The following is a 16221-nucleotide window of genomic DNA, read 5'->3' as shown; positions in this document are numbered from 1 at the left end:
TTATGCAAACAGAAATCTCAAAGGTAGAACTCCGCAACCTCCGTATAGAAGATTATAAAGAACTCCGCATGACCATGCAGCACGCCTACAAACCGGCCGACATGGAAATGGACCAGCCCTACTGGGACGAAAAGGACATCAAGCGCCTGCTGAAGATATTCCCCGAAGGGCAGCTCGTAGTATTGGTAGACGGCAAAGTTGTCGGGTCGGCACTTTCGCTCATCGTTGACCATAAAAAGGCGACGATGAACCACACCTACGAAAAGATAACCGGCAATTACAGCTTCGATACCCACGACTACGACGGCGAGGTGCTGTATGGCATCGACGTGTTCATCGACCCAGAATACCGGGGGCTGCGCCTGGGCCGACGCCTGTATGACGCGCGAAAGGAACTGTGCGAGCAGCTCAACCTGCGTTCCATCATTTTTGCGGGAAGGATGCCCGGCTATAACGAGCATGGCGATGACCTGACCCCGAAGGAATACATCGAAAGGGTACGCCTCAAGGAGATACACGATCCCGTGCTGGCGTTCCAGCTGAGCAACGATTTCCACGTGATAAAGGTGATGCGCAACTACCTCGAGGGCGACAAGAACTCGCAGGACTATGCCGTGCTGATGGAGTGGAACAACATTTATTACGAAAAAGACCCAGTGCTCATCAATACCCGCAAAAGCGTTATCCGCCTCGGGTTGGTACAGTGGCAGATGCGCCCGCTGGCCAATGTGGAGGCGCTGTTTGAGCAGGCCGAATTTTTTATCGATGCGGTGTCGGGTTACGGGAGCGACTTTGCCCTGTTTCCCGAGCTGTTCGTGGCCCCGCTGATGGCCGACTTCAACCATCTGTCCGAAGCCGATGCCATCCGTGAGATTGCCCGCTACTGCGAACCCATACGCAAGCGTTTCCAGGAAATGGCCATATCCTACAACATCAATATCATTACCGGCAGCATGCCCATGGTTGAGGACGGCAACCTGTATAACGTGGGCTTCCTGTGCAAGCGCGACGGTACGTTTGAGATGTACACCAAGATACACATTACCCCCAACGAGGTGAACTACTGGGGCATGGTGGGCGGCAACGAGATCAAGACCTTTGATACCGACTGCGGCAAGATAGGCATCATGATATGCTATGACGTGGAGTTTCCCGAACTGTCGCGCCTGATGGCCGATGAGGGCATGGAAATACTGTTCGTGCCCTTCCTTACCGATACGCAAAACGGCTACACCCGCGTAAAGCACTGCGCACAGGCCCGCGCGATTGAGAACGAATGCTACGTAGCCATTGCCGGGTGTGTGGGCAACCTGCCGGGCGTAAACAACATGGACATACAGTATGCGCAAACGGCGGTATTCACGCCATCGGATTTCTCGTTCCCGTCGAATGGCATCAAGGCCGAAGCCACACCGAATACCGAAATGACCATTATCGTGGATGTGGACCTGGACCTGCTGAAGGAACTCCATGAGTTTGGCAGCGTACGCATACTAAAAGACCGCAGGCAGGACCTGTACAAAATAAAAAAGCATCCCGCAGCCCAACCGAAGCCTGAGGTGCAGGAAAGCAAACCCAAAACCCGTACAAGCAAATGACGCGCAATTGCCCCGAATGCGGCGAAAAGATAATAGGCCGCGAAGACAAGAAGTTTTGCAGCGATGCCTGCCGCAATGCCTGGAACAACAAGATCAATAAGGACAGCAACAACTACATGCGGAACATCAACAACCGGCTGCGCAAAAATTACCGCATACTGGCCGAGCTGAATGTGGAGGGCAAGACCAAAACCACAAGGGCCAAAATGGCATCGATGGGCTTTGACTTTACCTACTTTACCAGCCTGCTGAACACCAAGACCGGCAATACCTATTTTTTTGTGTACGAACAGGGATACATGCCATTGGAAAATGATTATTTCATTTTGGTAAAAAAAGACATTTCCTCATGAAAGCATCAATATTAGGCTGCGGATGGCTGGGGCTGCCCCTGGCGCAGGCAATGATCGCTGATGGCTTTACCGTAAAAGGGTCGACCACCACGCCCGAAAAACTTCCTGCTTTGGCAGATGCCGGAATTGAACCGTATGTCCTTTCCCTCAGCACAACTGCTTTACAGGGCGGTGCCGATGGCTTTTTGGCGGATGCCGATATCCTCATCATCGACATCCCGCCGAAATTGAAGGAGGGGGATTTTACGGATAAGATTCAGGTTTTAATGCCGCACATTGAGAAGTCGGGGATAAAAAAAGTGGTGTTTGTAAGCTCCATTTCGGTATACGGAAACAACCAGGGGTTAGTTACCGAAGATACCCTGCCTTTACCCGACAGCGATAACGGGAAGCAGCTGCTGGAAGCGGAAAAGATGCTTTTGGCGAATGCCAATTTCCAAACCACAATACTGCGCTTTGGCGGATTGGTTGGCGGCGAGAGGCATCCTGTGTACCACCTTGCCGGAAGGGAAAACCTGCCCGATCCTGATGCCCCCATCAACCTCATCCACCGGGACGACTGTGTGGGCATTATACTATCCCTCATCCGGCAAAACATTTGGGGCGGGGTGTTTAATGGCGTAGCGCCTTTCCACCCTTCGCGGATGGACTACTATACAGGTAAAGCTAATGAAATGGGGCTACCGCTACCGGCCTTTGCGCCGTCAGGAAACGAAGGGAAAACGGTACGCGCGGAAAAGCTGGCGCGCCTTACGGGTTATGCCTTCAGCAGCCTGTTATAGCTTATACCGGACGGTAAACAGTACGACGCGCGGTAAGATATAAGTTACCTGGTTGGTGATGGTATAATCAGAAAAGCTGCTGGTTTCTTTGCTCCGGTCGTTGAGGAGGTTATTTGCCCTTAGCTCAAATCCCCACGGGGAGTCCTTTACCTGGTAGGCTACGGATGCATGGGCAATACGGTAGGAACTCTCCTGTCCTTCGGTATTGGAGTTATTGAAATAGGTATAATTGCCCCTCACCACCCAGCCCGGCGCAAATTCGTAGTCGAAATCCGCTTCAAACGTATCGGTCATGAAATCGGTATCCTGCACGCTACGGAACTGGCTGAAGCCTTTGGCATAAGCAAGCGATACATACGGCCATTCTTTTTTGGCTGTTTTGAGCGATAGGCCCACATCCTGGCTGTTCCTGTTGTTGGCGGTTTCAAGCCCGTTGAGTGTCTGGAAATATTCAAACCAGCCCAGGCGTGCATTTGCCCCCACACTGAAGTTATAAATTTTCTTCTGTACGGCGCCCGAAAGGCTCCAGCGCGTTTCCGGATTGCCTGTAAGCACCGGGGTGGTAAACTGGCTTACCTGCACTGCGCCGTCGCTTACAATTTCCTGCACTACCACTTCGTTGCGCAGCGTGCGTACTTTTTTCGAGAACGATGCACTGCCGCTCACCACCAGGCCACGGTACATGTTCATCTTGCTGTAGGAAAGGCTGGCCGCGTGGTACCGTTCGTTACGAAGGAAGGCGTTGCCTCGGTATACCGCATTATAACTTTGCAGCATATACCGCTCTGCCAGGTTTTCGGCATCAGGAAATGAGTTGGCAAGGCGGTAGTTTAGCCGTAGCGACTCGGATTTGTTAAACTCATATTCGCTTGTCCATTGCGGCTGCAGCAGCCACCGGGACAGCTTATAATCGTTATCCGGCTGATGTGTAGACAGGTGGTACCAGTGGTAATACAGCCCCGGGCGGTTGACCAGCTTTCCGAATTTAAACTTGTATTCCATGCCCACGTAGGCGTCGTTTAGGCGGTAGTACACGTCATTTCCAAACCCGGCATCGCTAAAATCGTTCACAGTGCCGTCGGTTAGCACCTGGCGCTCCGTAACATCCAGCGCCGTAGTGCCCAGATTGTTGCCGATAACACTGTACAGATGGTTGAAATTGTCAATGATCCAATAGTGCTTTACCAGCGCGTCGATGCTGTTGCCTTCAACCGCCTTAAGCTGTTGCACATTGTACAGGTCGTCTTCCTGCAACGGTATAAGCCCGGGAAGGAACTCCCGGTTGGTAACCCACGCATTGCGCGGTGTGTTTTTGTCGTAGGCATGGTTTACCACAAACGTGGCCGTATGGGCATCATTGTAGCCTTTATGCCACTCCAGGTACTGCTTAAATGAATTGTTGTCGGCGTGGCGAAAAGTTTCAAAAACGGTAGCGTTATTATTGATTACCGAGGTAAGCGTACTTTCAAAATCGTTGTTTGCCGACTGGTATTGGGCGTTATAATAAATCTTCTCCTTTGCCCCGCGGTCGTAGTCGAGCTTAATGTTGCCCGCTCCCAGCAGGGGCCTGTTGCTGCTTTTAAACAGCCGTTCCTCGACAATGGGCACATCATTTTGGAGGTACTGGACTTCGCTCTCTACCAACGATCCGGTAAAAATTTTGGAAAAAATGCCGAACCCGGATACCGAAAGCTTATCGGAAAGGCGGTGGCTAAAGTTGAGCGCGGCAAACTGGGCCCTGTTTTGCACCACATCCGTATTGTCATCGGTAAAGCTGTACAGGTTGCCCAGCGACTTCCTTCCGGTAAGGTATTTGCTCCTTCCGCCCTCAAACCGCACAAGGTCGTCAAACGAAAAAACACGTTGCCCTATGGTGTTCGCATCGCCTATAAAGCTCAGGTTGGTTTTGGGGCTGTAATAAAACAATGCCGCGTGGGCAAGGTAAAAGCTGTCGTTGCCCGCGCCTGCCTCAATGTCGCCAAACATGAATTTCTTTTTATCTTCCTTCAGTTTTACGTTCATGGCAAGCTCTTCGCTGTCGGACACCTCTTTCATGAAGCCTACCTCGGTAAAGTGGTCGATCACTTCAATTTTGTCCAGGGCATCTGCAGGAATGTTCTCCACCGCCAGTTTGGACCCGCCGCCAAAAAACGACTGCCCCTCCACCAGCATCTGGGTCACTCTTTTACCCTGTACGGTAACCGATCCGTCTTTTCCCACCTCTACACCGGGCAGTTTGGCCAGGATATCCTTCATCTTTCGCTCATTACCCGAAGCAAAGCTCCCTATATCATATACCAGCGTGTCTTTTTTTACAATTACGGGCTTAATCTCGTAATCGATAATGATTTCCTTCAGGTTTTCGCTGGAGGGCTTCAGTAAAAAGTTATGGGAAGTTGCTGCAGCATCCGGCTCCAGCAGGAAGGTTTCATCCAAAAAACCGAGATAGGACACGGTAATTTCATACGGCACCTGCTTTTCGAGTTCCAGCCGGTAGCGGCCCTTATGGTCGGCAATGGCAAATTTCAATTGCAGTCCTTCCTTTAGCGGTTTGGCGATCACATTGGCATTTTCCAGCGGCATCTCCAGCGTGTCGCTAACCACGCCTGTAAAAGACAGCGTTTGCGCCTGTGCTGTGCAGTAGCAGAAACAAAAGATAGCAAAAAAGAGTCGTACCATTAAATTCATAATTCCGTGCGCAGTTACCGTAACGGCAGGTACTGCCCATGAGTTTGATAACCAGTATCAGGAAGGTGGTGTTTAAAAATCATTTTTGCGGATTATAATTAGAATCCCACATTCCGGCACGGCCTTTATTCTTTATACACGCCCTCCATCAGCTTTTGGATGTTGGCATTGTATTCTTCCTGTGTCCACAATTTCCGGCCTTTGCGGGATGGCTTTTGCAGCTTCGAATTTTTCCGGTCAATTTTAAAATCAATCGCAGCTGCCCCATACACCACATTGCGTTCCTGCAGTTCGAGTATGAGTCCCGGCAGCCCGCCATACCCAAGCGGCCCATACGGCAGCGGTATTTCGGGCGCATACCAGGCAATAACCGGAAACCTGAATACGCCATATTTACCATTATCCCTTACCAGTTCGGCTGTTGCTTTATAGCATTTGTACCGGCCTATCATTTTGGTTTCGTTATGCAGTTGCCATTGGGTATCCCGCGACTCCTTAATCAGCAGCTTCCCGAAATCTTCATCATCTACCGGGCGCAGGCTGTACAGGCTGTCCTTATTTTTATAATATACTACTTCCCTTGCCACCCTGTCTGAATTTACAGACAACCCGGGAACAAGGTAATATACAAATTCGTTTTTATTAAATTCCAATATGTATTTTTCTGATTCCTTTTCTTTTATGTACTGGTCCCTGATCTCTTTATCCAGTTTTTCAAAAAGCTCGTCAGTACCCACCACTACCCTGTAGTGAATGGTACCTTCGCTTACTTGTGCAAAAGAATGACTGCAAATAAAAAAAAGTATCAGTACAATTTGGCGCTGTTTCATTTCCTGGCTAATTTCCCATTATGTCTTTTTTCATTTTGTCCGTTTGGCTATCCAGTTCCTCCTGTGTCATTGCTTCACCGCTTTTGGGGCGGGCTACCTTTATCTTCTTTTTAGGACTAAGGTCGATCCTTTCAACAACCCAGGAACAATAGCCTTCGCTCAGTTCAAGTATCAGCCCCGGCAAACCGGCATAACGCAACGGGCCCAGGTCAATGGGAATGGATGGCGCATACCACGCGGTTACGGGCCATGACCGGTCTTTACCGTTCCAGTGGTATTTATATTCGGTAGTTGCTTTATAGCATTTATAGCCGTCTATCATTTTTGTTTCATCGGTAAGCTGCCATCCGGTTTCTGATATTTTTTTCTCAATGAGCACGATCCGGTCCATGATATTGGCCAGCTCCAGGCTTTCGTCAGTAGCGAGGTTATTGTAAAAGCTGTCCAGTCCATAAAATTTGCTTTGCGCAATGCTCACATTCGTTTCGTCGTAGCTGTCGGCAGGCAGTCCCTCCACCATGCTGAAGAATGATTCGTTATTTGAAAAATGCATCTCAAAACGAAGTGTCCTGGCTATTTCTTCATATTCCGCCTGGTCTCGGTAGGCCGACGGGTCCTTCTTCTTAAATTCTTCGGTAAGCTGTGTCGCCGTGTAAAAACCCCGATAGGTAACAATTCCCGATTTTTGGGGATAGGCCCATATACTTATAAATAAAATTACTGCTAAAAATGGTTTCATAAGGTATTATTAAAATGGCATACAAGCCGTGTAGGCCTGTATGCTGTGATTATTGAAGCAGGCTTGTAGTAAAGTTGGAAAAAATAAATGACAATTAATTACGGTTTTTCCGCAATTAACAGTGATAAAAAAAATTGTGAACAGAAAAGGAATCCAATCACAAATAACATTCATTTACTACTAAAAATATTTAAATATATCTAACAAACTGGTTAAAAAAATATAATAAACGCATAATTGTTAATATCTATTAATTAAATATTATGGTTAATTAAGAAGATTAATGTTTTTTTTGCACCCTGGCAGAGGCATGTCATACTAAATATACCCCAATGCCCTGGCCCTGCGTATGAGCTCCTCATCGCCGCCACTAATGTTAAGGAGGCGCTTAATGCGGTACTTCCGTTTTTCGATGCTGCTTTCAGAAAGGGGAATGTATTTATTGAGGTTACAGGTCTTGATGCCATTGGCCAGGAGAAGGATAATCTTAATGTCGAGCTCCTCCAGCAGCATCCCGCTTTCCTGCCGTGCCATAAAGGCGGCCACGGTTTCAGAAAAATAGGTAGCGCCCTGCAGTACGGCCTTAAAGGCCTCCATGAGTTCAGTGCACGAACAATCGCTTTTATTTATAAACCCTTCCGGCCTTACTTTTTCCAGGATGCTACTCAATACGCTTATGTTATTGTGCATGGTCATCATGATGATTTTACAAGAGGGCATGGCCTGCCTCAGCAGCATTGCCATATCTTCGCCGGAATACAGGTGCTTTTCCGGAAAAGGCGGCATACTGTAATCCAATACCGCAACATCAAAAGGGTCATCCTTGTGCGTATATATAACCTCACTGCCCGACCGGCAATCATGAGCTTTGGTAAACCTTACTTCATCGAACCCATCGAGGCTCCTAAAAATAGAATGGTAGCCCTCGAGTACAACGGCATGATCGTCAATGCCGAGTACATTTATTTTTTTAACCAAAGCTCTTTTTAATTATATTTTAACTTATAACCAAATATATACTTTAAATATTACCAAAAAAACTGTATTTTATTCAATTAACAATTAATTAAGAGTTGTGTAAAGAAGTGGCTTTTTGATGTAACAAACAATATATTTATAACAAGCTGGAGTATCTGTTATCCTTAGCTTTTCGCTAAATTATTCAACTGCCGCACCAATGAAGATTTCTGATACGGCATTGTCGGCAATCGTAAAAATTACTCCCGAATATATCGAACCTGCAACAATGCTTTGACCTGATGATTCTTTATTATTAATGACATCTGCATAGGCTTTACGCACATCGCCTGCAGAGGAGCCAATTGCTATGCCGCGGGAAGTTTGTAATCGCGAAGGTTTATATAAGGTGATCTGGATTACGCTTTTTTGGCTTTCAGCATTTTCCGATTCCATTAACAGCGTAACCCCGTTGTCAGGATAGTCCCATTCCTGCCAGTACATCCCGTTAACCTGGGATATTTCACCCTCAGCAGCATTATAGTCGTTCCCGAAATTTTCGATAACCCGGCTGGCATCCACTCCAATCTTAAGCCATCCGCCTATAGTTTCATGATGAGTGTCGTAGTATTCAGCAATTCCGGGATCAGCAAGTTCGGGCTTAGCTTTGCTGGTTGTGATGACAGTTTCCGATTTTATTTCAGCCTTCTTGTCATCTTTGCATGAAAACAGAAGCGCCAGCACAATTGCGGTAATAATCTTTTTTTTCATCTATGTGGCTTATTTAAGGCACACTGCCTTTATCTTGTCGGCGATCACCTGCGCCAGGCGCTCATGGCTCTGGAACGTCCACCCGGCGATGTGGGGCGATAACAGCACGTTATCCGAGTCCAGCAGGTATTGGAATGCCTCTGGGATGTCGGTAGTAAACAATTGTTCGAACGATGATTTTTCATATTCTAAAACGTCCAATGCCGCACCCAGTATCTTTTTAGATTTGAGCGCTTCGGCCAGATCTTTCGTCACCACGCTTTTGCCACGGGCCGTATTGATAAGCCAAAACGGTTTTTTAAACGCATCGATGAAACCGGCATCGACCATGCGGTGTGTTTCGGGCGTGTGGGGTGTGTGCAGGCTCAGCACGTCGGCTTTTTCCCGCAGCTCTTCCAGCGAAACCTGTTTGGCATTGGCATTGCCCACAAACGGCTTAATGTCGTAGCATAGTACTTCAACATCAAATCCCCTCAGCTTTTTGGCAAACGATTTGCCCATGTTCCCGTACCCGATGATGCCCACGGTCTTGCCGTCCAGCTCATGCCCGCGGTTGCCTTCGCGCACCCATTGCCCCTTGCGTATCTCCCTGTCGGCCTTGTTCAGGTTGTTGAAGAGCGACAGGAGCATGCCCAGCGCCTGCTCGCCCACGGCATTGCGGTTGCCCTCGGGCGCGGCAATCAGGTGGATGCCTTTTTCGGCGGCATACCCGCAATCGATACTCTCCAGCCCTGCCCCTACGCGGGCTATAAACTGCAGGCTGGCCGCCGCATCGAGGAACTGCCTGTCGATATCGAACCGGCTGCGGATCACGATGCCATGGTACCCGGCTATCTTCGCTTCTACTTCAGCTTTAGTCGATTTGTAGTCGGCCTCATTGATGAAGCCGGCTTCTTCGAGCTGTGCCCAAAGGGTGGGGTGGTTGGAGTCAATATGGAGGATCTTTATGGTTCCGGGTTTAGGGTTCATGGTTCAGGGTTATCCGTTGTTACGCAAAGTTACACAAAGAAGGCGCAAAGGTCCACAAAGTGATCTTTCAAAATCTTTCAGGAATAAATCTCGATAAGGAGTCAATCGAAAACAAATGAGAAGCAATTCTATTTTAGATACTTTTTAAGAAGAAAAAATTGGTAACAAAAGTCGTATTTTTCAACCATTAAGAAGGACTACCTAAAATTCCCCCTTTCTAACCCCTAAAATCACATTCATATACCCTAAAATCATCACGCAGGAACCCAAGAATTCCACTAAAATGCCCTTTTTGGGGTATTTTAGGGTATGATAAATTTCAGAAGCCCAATATCATTTTCGCAATCGAAAAGTAGATCAATATCCCGCAGATGTCATTGCTGGTCGTAATGAAGGGCCCGGTGGCCAAAGCGGGGTCTACACCAAACTTATTGAGGAGTATCGGCACAAAAGTACCTATCAATGAAGCGATTACGATAACCGTAATCAGCGAAATGCCCACAGTAAGGCCTAAGATGTAGGTTTCGTCCAGTAGAAAATGGCTGCCCAGTATGAGTATGGCGGCCAGTATGGAACCGTTGAAGAGCGTAAGCAGGACTTCCTTCACCAGGCGGTTCCACAGCGACCCGCTGATGGTATTGTTGGCAAGGCCCTGCACGATGATCGCCGAAGACTGAACGCCCACATTGCCCGCCATTGCTGCAATGAGCGGCGTAAAGAAGAACAGCTCACCATGGTTTTTCATTGCGGGTTCAAATATGCCGAGGACTTTAACGGAAACAAAACCACCCAGCAGTGCCAGTACCAGCCAGGGAAGGCGGGCTCTGGTAAGCTCGAGGATACTGTCATCAGCTTCAACGTCCTGCGAGATACCCGCAGCGAGCTGGTAATCCTTGTCGGCTTCTTCCTTAATCACGTCTACGATGTCATCGATAGTAATGCGCCCTACGAGCCTGCCCAGCTCATCAATTACCGGGATGGCCTCAAGGTCATACTTCTGCATGATGCGCGCCACCTCAACATCGGGCGTAGTCACCTTTACAAAGTCTACTTTTTTGATGTATACCTCACTGATTGGGGTCTTGGTAGAGGTCACCAAAAGATCCTTCAGCGACAGGCGGCCTTTCAGCCTCTCCTCGTCATCCACCACATATATTGAATGTACGCGCTGTACGTTCTCGGCCTGTACCCTCATTTCGCGCACGCAGGTAAGCACGTTCCAGTTCTCGTTTACCTTTACGAGTTCCTTGGCCATAAGCCCACCCGCAGTATCTTCATCGTAGCGAAGGAGGTCGACAATATCCTTGGCGTGCTCGTCATCAGCAAGTTCCTGGATAACCTCTTCCTTCATGTCAGCCGGAAGTTCGGCAATGATGTCGGCGGCATCGTCGGTGCTCATTTCGTCGAGCTCTTCGGCGATCTCCTTTGGCGAAAGGTCTTTTAATATTTTTTCACGGCTCTCCTCATCAAGCTCAAGAAGAATCTCGGAGGTCTTTTCGCTGTCCAGGATATGGAAGATATAGCTGGCCTCGCTGCTGTCCAGCTCATCCATGATCTCGGCAATGTCAGCAGTATGGATGTCCTGGAGCAGGTTCTGGAGTTCCTGCTCGCGGTTTTCACTTATATATTGCTCAATCTGGGCAATAAAATCCTTACTGATCTTAAATTCCATTGGCCGCTATCTTTTGGGTAAGTTCTATGAATTGCTCCACCGAAAGCTGTTCGGGGCGGAGGTCAAAGATACTATCTTCCTTTAAATTATCCGACAGGTTATAGGTTTTTAAACTGTTACGAAGTGTTTTCCTGCGCTGGTTGAAGGCGGTTTTTACCACGTTGAAAAACAATTTCTCATCGACAGAAAGATGGAAATTCTCTTTGCGGATCAGCCGCAGCACGCCCGACTTCACCTTTGGCGGCGGATTGAAAACGTGTTCCGGAACGGTAAATAAATATTCGGCATCATAAAACGCCTGCACCAGTACTGAAAGGATGCCATAAGCCTTGCTGCCTTTCTTTTCGCAGATACGCTCGGCAACCTCCTTTTGGAACATGCCTGAAAACTCAGGTATGCGGTCGCGCAGTTCCAGTGCCCTGAAAACGATTTGCGTAGAAATATTATAGGGAAAATTGCCAATGATGGCAAACGGCTCATTGCCAAACGAATTGCTGATGTTATACTTCAGGAAATCTTCCGAAAGAATCTTGCCGTGCAGCTTGGGGTAATGCGCATTGAGGTACTCTACCGATTCGGTGTCGATCTCAATGACCCAGGTTTCAATATCTTTTTCAAGCAGGTACTTGGTAAGTACTCCCATACCGGGGCCTATCTCGAGCACCTTGCTGTAGCCATTTCCGGTTAAGGTGTCAGCAATGTCTTTTGCTATGCTTTCGTCCTTCAGGAAATGCTGCCCGAGGTGCTTTTTGGCTTTTACTTTATCCATTTTTGAAAACTACCCGAAGGCTCTATGTTATACCATCTTAAACTCTTTGATCAGCTCCATCTCGGTACGGAAGGCCAGCATTTTGTCGCCAAACAGCCTTGCGCCTTCTTCCCTCAGCCTTGGTGCATCCTCATTATAGTAGGCCTGCAGTTTTTCCATGCTTTCGGCAAAATACTGTATGGCATATGTCGTGCCGCCCATCTCTTCCACAATAAGCACCTTGACTATCTTGGCCTTGAAGAACTTTCCGGTCTCCATTACTTCGGGGATGTGCTTTTCCATCATCCAGGAAAACCATTTGTCGTGCACGCTGTCGTCTATGTTGATGGTAACGTTGTAGATGATCATATCGATGTTGTTTGTTGATGGGTTTATTTGTTTATCTGAACAAAAACTGTTAACAAAGATAGGGTGTAAGGCAATTATGGGCTAATAATTTTATGGTAAAATTTCAGTGTCCAAAGTTTTATCCTTCTTGCCAACTACAGAATTTATGATGTTGACCAAAAGCAATAACGGCAGGAAAATAACAAGCACCGGCATAATGAAAAATAATAGTACTGAAGCCAGTAGCATATCATCATCGGCAGTAGGGTATTCTGGGTCTTCAACAAGGGGGCCACAAACATTCCCTATGAGGAAAACAGGACCGCAAGAATAATGTAGGCCGCTATCGTACCATTTGGCACGCGCACAAAATTCCCATACGAGCGCTTCCTGAAAAGGTTATAATGCCTCAGCAAAATAACCAACGGCACTAGGTATAAAAACAGTAGTAACAGAATTGAAACAAGCGTATCCCGGTTGCTCATATCGCTAACTATTTGTATCCCCGCGCAACTGCCTGAACTGCTTTCTGGCCTCAATGAAGTAAATGCTGTCCTCGTGTTCAAACAGCACTTTTTCGTAGAGTGGCTTGGCCTTTTCCGGGTCGGAGAGCTTTTTGTTATAGATCTCGGCCGAGAAAAACAGCGCCTCGTCTACATAAATCCCTTCTTTATAGTTGTCGATGATCTTTTGGTAGGATTCCAATGCCTGGGGGTACTGGCCCATGCTTTGGTAGAGTTCGCCCATGCGCAACAGGGTAATATCCTGTATGCTTTTGGTCGGGTCGCTGAGCAGTTCCTTAAATCCTGCCAGGGCATCGGCCTTCTTATTTTGGTAGAGCTTAAAGTCGGCACGGGCAAATTTCTTCAGTGCGGTTTGAGTGCTGTCTTCTACGGTATTGTCGGTAATCAGCAGGAACATTTCCAAAGCGTCATTGGCAATTAGTTGCGACACTGATGATTTCAATACCTTGAATTGCTTTTGAGCCCATTCAAAATCGCCCTTATAATAGCTGCTTTTTGCCATTTTCAGGCTGGCGTCGTGACCCACAGCGTCGTTCTTGAGGTCTTCCTCGATTTGCGCATAATAGATGATGGCCTGGTTGAATTTTTCATCAAGCAGCAACACATCGGCCAGCTTCATCTTTACCTGTGCCTGCTGGTATTTGTTGAGCTGCAGTTCCAGCGTTTTATTAAGCGTAGCAATTGCCGCACCGGTATCTTTAAGATGGAATGCCTCAAAATCAGCCTTGAGTAATTGCAGGTCGAGAGAGTACGGGCTCACACCATACTGGCTGAGCAGTGCATCTATAAGCTGCCTGATTGCGGGGTGGTCTTTCTCCTGCGCCGCTTTTATATCCATTGATAATAGGTAATAATGCGACTGCATCTGCAACTCAGGGTCGGTAGTATTTTGAAGTATAAAGTTGAGTATCTCTCTCGCAGTGGCATCTTCGTTTTCTTCAACGGCCAGCTTAGCCAGGTTCACGATGTTGTAAAATGTATCGGGGTCGCGCTTAAAGATGGCTTTTTCCTGCACGAATGCCTTGCCGTAATCGCGTTGCTGCACAAAATACCAGCTCAGGAACTGGTTCCAGAAAATGTCCTGCGTTTTTTGCACATTCAGCAAAAGGGCCTTGCGCAACAGGGTATTGAAACTTTTATCGCTCTCAGCCGTCGGGTTTTCTTCTCCTTCCTCGCTCATGAATCGTACCAACTGGTTTTGCACCACAATCAGGTTCTGCTGGTTATGGTAGGCATAGCTCAGGAGCTTTTGTATCATCAGTTCCACGTTGCCCAACTGCCCCTGCAACAGCGCCACCTGGTAATCAAAATTCAGGTTAGGGTTAACCTCCACGGCTTTGGCATAAGCCTTTATTGCCTGTTCCAGCAGCACCTTTTGTTCAAAGGTAGAAGCGACGTTGTATACATTTGACGGGTTATCAGCTATGGCATCGAGCGCGGCCTTATAGTTTTTTTCCGCATTTGGCATGTCTTTTTGCAACTGGTAGTTGTACCCCAGCTCCACATACAGCATAGGCTGCCCCATGCGTTGCAACTTTTCCTTCAGCAGCTTTTCGGCATTGGCATACTGCTGTAACTGTTGGTAGCATGCCGCCAGCTTTTGCGCGTAAAAGATATTATGGGGCTGTTTCTTTTCCAGGTCCTGGTAAATGACCAGCGCCTTCTCGAACTCTCCTTTTTCAAAATAATTCTGCGCCAGCTGCTCGTTTTGCGCGAAGGCGGCAAATGTAAGCAAGAGGGCTATGATGGTGATTATCTTTTTCATCGCAATGATTGGAACGCGTATGACACGGATCTCCACGGGTTTTCTATTCGTTATGGACATACTCAATAATCCGGCCAAATTGCCGGTAAATAAAAAACGCAAATGACACTGATTTAGCATAGTACCGCATCATTTTATAAAATCTGCGGGCATTCGCCAAAATCCGCGTCATCCGCGTTCCTTTTGTGCCTTTACACAAATCTACTAATTTATTATATCAAATCCGGTATAAGGGCGTAAAACTTCGGGGATTACGATGCCTTCGGGAGTCTGGTAATTTTCCAGTATCCCGGCCAGTACCCTTGGCAGTGCCAGCGAGCTTCCGTTTAGCGTGTGTGCCAGGTGGTTCTTGCCATCCTTATCACGAAAACGCAGTTTCAGCCTGTTGGACTGGAACGTTTCAAAATTCGATACCGAGCTGATTTCCAACCAACGGTCCTGAGCGGTAGAGAATACCTCAAAGTCGTAGGTCAGTGCAGATGCAAAACCCATATCGCCACCGCAAAGGCGAAGGATACGGTAGGGCAATTTCAGTTCCTGGAGAAGTGTTTTAACATGCTCTACCATGCCGTCCAAAGCTTCGTATGATTTATCCGGATGCTCTATGCGCACGATTTCTACCTTATCAAACTGGTGCAGTCGGTTCAGCCCCCTTACGTGTGCACCATAGGAGCCCGCCTCCCTGCGGAAGCACGGCGTGTAGCCCGTACACAATACCGGCAGTTCATTTTCCTGCAATATCACATCGCGGAACATATTGGTTACCGGCACCTCAGCCGTTGGGATAAGGTACAGGTCATCAAGGCCTGCATGGTACATCTGCCCTTCCTTGTCAGGAAGCTGGCCCGTGCCGTAACCGGAAGCCTCATTAACCAAATGCGGCACCTGGTATTCCTTGTAGCCCGCATCGGTATTCTTATCCAGGAAATAGCTTATCAGCGCGCGTTGCAGCCTGGCGCCTTTACCTTTATACACCGGAAAGCCGGCGCCTGTTATCTTGTTCCCAAGTTCAAAGTCGATGATGTCGTATTTTTTCGCAAGATCCCAGTGCGGCATTGCGCCTTCGTGAAGCACAGGAATGTCTCCTTCAAGGTGCACCTCAACATTTTCCTCGGGTGTTTTCCCTTCCGGAACAATGTCGGCCGGGGTATTTGGCAACTTGTATAAAGCCTGTGTAAGTGCCTCGGTCACTTCGTCAAGGGTCTCTCCCAATGCCTTGCTTTTATCTTTAAACTGTACGGTTTTTTCCTTAATGATGGCAGCCTTAGCTTTCTCTCCTGCCTTCATCAGCTCGCCAATGTCGCGCGACAGCTTATTTGATTCGGAAAGCACGGTATCAAGCTCTACCTGCGTCGCCCTTCTTTTTTCATCGAGTGCGATCACTTCGTCTACCAACGGCGTGGCGTCAAAATTCCTTTTGCCCAAAGCCTGTATCACTTTTTCCCTGTTTTCCCTGATAAATGCTGTCTGTAACATG

At 47.9% G+C, this 16221-nt stretch carries 14 protein-coding genes; 3 read left to right on the top strand and 11 right to left on the bottom strand.

Going from position 1 to position 16221, the window contains the following annotated elements:
* Positions 1–2 precede the first annotated feature (2 nt).
* Genes OGH69_RS09845 through OGH69_RS09835 form a run of 3 tightly spaced genes read left to right on the top strand, consistent with a single transcriptional unit; the run spans position 3 to position 2733 of the window.
* Positions 3–1598 (top strand): bifunctional GNAT family N-acetyltransferase/carbon-nitrogen hydrolase family protein, encoded by a 1596-nt coding sequence (locus tag OGH69_RS09845; RefSeq protein WP_265174292.1) that lies wholly within the window; start codon positions 3–5, stop codon positions 1596–1598.
* Entirely contained in the window at positions 1595–1951 is a 357-nt protein-coding gene (locus tag OGH69_RS09840; protein ID WP_265174291.1) for a DNA gyrase inhibitor YacG, read from the top strand. Before OGH69_RS09845 ends, OGH69_RS09840 begins: the two co-directional genes overlap by 4 nt.
* The gene (locus tag OGH69_RS09835) at positions 1948–2733 is read left to right on the top strand and encodes an SDR family oxidoreductase (protein WP_265174290.1); all 786 of its coding nucleotides are present in this window, start codon (positions 1948–1950) and stop codon (positions 2731–2733) included. Before OGH69_RS09840 ends, OGH69_RS09835 begins: the two co-directional genes overlap by 4 nt.
* On the opposite strand, the gene OGH69_RS09830 is transcribed toward OGH69_RS09835, so the two are convergent.
* The 11 genes from OGH69_RS09830 to serS all read right to left on the bottom strand — a co-directional run bounded on the left by OGH69_RS09830 (position 2728) and on the right by serS (position 16220).
* Positions 2728–5412, bottom strand: coding sequence for a carboxypeptidase-like regulatory domain-containing protein (locus OGH69_RS09830; RefSeq protein ID WP_265174289.1), 2685 nt, complete (start codon positions 5410–5412; stop codon positions 2728–2730). The genes OGH69_RS09835 and OGH69_RS09830 overlap by 6 nt on opposite strands.
* 134 nt (positions 5413–5546) lie before the next feature.
* Positions 5547–6251, bottom strand: coding sequence for a GLPGLI family protein (locus OGH69_RS09825; RefSeq protein ID WP_265174288.1), 705 nt, complete (start codon positions 6249–6251; stop codon positions 5547–5549).
* A gap of 7 nt (positions 6252–6258) precedes the next feature.
* Positions 6259–6990: a GLPGLI family protein gene (locus tag OGH69_RS09820; RefSeq protein WP_265174287.1), complete on the bottom strand. Its 732-nt coding sequence runs from the start codon at positions 6988–6990 to the stop codon at positions 6259–6261.
* A 318-nt stretch (positions 6991–7308) separates the two neighbouring features.
* The gene (locus tag OGH69_RS09815) at positions 7309–7968 is read right to left on the bottom strand and encodes a response regulator (RefSeq protein WP_265174286.1); all 660 of its coding nucleotides are present in this window, start codon (positions 7966–7968) and stop codon (positions 7309–7311) included.
* 180 nt (positions 7969–8148) lie between these two features.
* Complete coding sequence (locus OGH69_RS09810) at positions 8149–8718, bottom strand: hypothetical protein (protein ID WP_265174285.1); 570 nt, start codon at positions 8716–8718, stop codon at positions 8149–8151.
* A gap of 9 nt (positions 8719–8727) precedes the next feature.
* The gene (locus OGH69_RS09805) at positions 8728–9687 is read right to left on the bottom strand and encodes a 2-hydroxyacid dehydrogenase (RefSeq protein ID WP_265174284.1); all 960 of its coding nucleotides are present in this window, start codon (positions 9685–9687) and stop codon (positions 8728–8730) included.
* Positions 9688–10006: 319 nt separating this feature from the next.
* Positions 10007–11359, bottom strand: coding sequence for a magnesium transporter (gene mgtE / locus OGH69_RS09800; RefSeq protein WP_265174283.1), 1353 nt, complete (start codon positions 11357–11359; stop codon positions 10007–10009).
* Entirely contained in the window at positions 11349–12128 is a 780-nt protein-coding gene (rsmA, locus tag OGH69_RS09795) for a 16S rRNA (adenine(1518)-N(6)/adenine(1519)-N(6))-dimethyltransferase RsmA (RefSeq protein WP_265174282.1), read from the bottom strand. Before rsmA ends, mgtE begins: the two co-directional genes overlap by 11 nt.
* 27 nt (positions 12129–12155) lie before the next feature.
* Complete coding sequence (locus OGH69_RS09790) at positions 12156–12476, bottom strand: DUF4286 family protein (RefSeq protein WP_265174281.1); 321 nt, start codon at positions 12474–12476, stop codon at positions 12156–12158.
* 468 nt (positions 12477–12944) lie between these two features.
* Positions 12945–14744: a tetratricopeptide repeat protein gene (locus tag OGH69_RS09785; RefSeq protein WP_265174280.1), complete on the bottom strand. Its 1800-nt coding sequence runs from the start codon at positions 14742–14744 to the stop codon at positions 12945–12947.
* Positions 14745–14948: 204 nt separating this feature from the next.
* Positions 14949–16220: a serine--tRNA ligase gene (gene serS / locus OGH69_RS09780; RefSeq protein ID WP_265174279.1), complete on the bottom strand. Its 1272-nt coding sequence runs from the start codon at positions 16218–16220 to the stop codon at positions 14949–14951.
* Between the last annotated feature and the right edge of the window lies 1 nt (position 16221).

Source organism: Flavobacterium sp. MFBS3-15 (assembly GCF_026107645.2).
Taxonomy (GTDB): domain Bacteria; phylum Bacteroidota; class Bacteroidia; order Flavobacteriales; family Flavobacteriaceae; genus Flavobacterium.
The sequence above is the reverse complement of the archived record's forward strand: the minus strand, read 5'-3'. Positions and strand labels throughout refer to the sequence as shown.

Excerpts from the sequence above, each read along its gene's own strand:
- OGH69_RS09840 (WP_265174291.1), top strand. The coding sequence starts at position 1,595 with ATGACGCGCAATTGCCCCGAATGCGGCGAAAAGATAATAGGCCGCGAA.
- OGH69_RS09830 (WP_265174289.1), bottom strand. The coding sequence starts at position 5,412 with ATGGTACGACTCTTTTTTGCTATCTTTTGTTTCTGCTACTGCACAGCA.
- rsmA (WP_265174282.1), bottom strand. The coding sequence starts at position 12,128 with ATGGATAAAGTAAAAGCCAAAAAGCACCTCGGGCAGCATTTCCTGAAG.
- serS (WP_265174279.1), bottom strand. The coding sequence starts at position 16,220 with ATGTTACAGACAGCATTTATCAGGGAAAACAGGGAAAAAGTGATACAG.
- OGH69_RS09825 (WP_265174288.1), bottom strand. The coding sequence starts at position 6,251 with ATGAAACAGCGCCAAATTGTACTGATACTTTTTTTTATTTGCAGTCAT.
- OGH69_RS09810 (WP_265174285.1), bottom strand. The coding sequence starts at position 8,718 with ATGAAAAAAAAGATTATTACCGCAATTGTGCTGGCGCTTCTGTTTTCA.
- OGH69_RS09785 (WP_265174280.1), bottom strand. The coding sequence starts at position 14,744 with ATGAAAAAGATAATCACCATCATAGCCCTCTTGCTTACATTTGCCGCC.
- mgtE (WP_265174283.1), bottom strand. The coding sequence starts at position 11,359 with ATGGAATTTAAGATCAGTAAGGATTTTATTGCCCAGATTGAGCAATAT.
- OGH69_RS09805 (WP_265174284.1), bottom strand. The coding sequence starts at position 9,687 with ATGAACCCTAAACCCGGAACCATAAAGATCCTCCATATTGACTCCAAC.
- OGH69_RS09790 (WP_265174281.1), bottom strand. The coding sequence starts at position 12,476 with ATGATCATCTACAACGTTACCATCAACATAGACGACAGCGTGCACGAC.
- OGH69_RS09835 (WP_265174290.1), top strand. The coding sequence starts at position 1,948 with ATGAAAGCATCAATATTAGGCTGCGGATGGCTGGGGCTGCCCCTGGCG.
- OGH69_RS09845 (WP_265174292.1), top strand. The coding sequence starts at position 3 with ATGCAAACAGAAATCTCAAAGGTAGAACTCCGCAACCTCCGTATAGAA.
- OGH69_RS09820 (WP_265174287.1), bottom strand. The coding sequence starts at position 6,990 with ATGAAACCATTTTTAGCAGTAATTTTATTTATAAGTATATGGGCCTAT.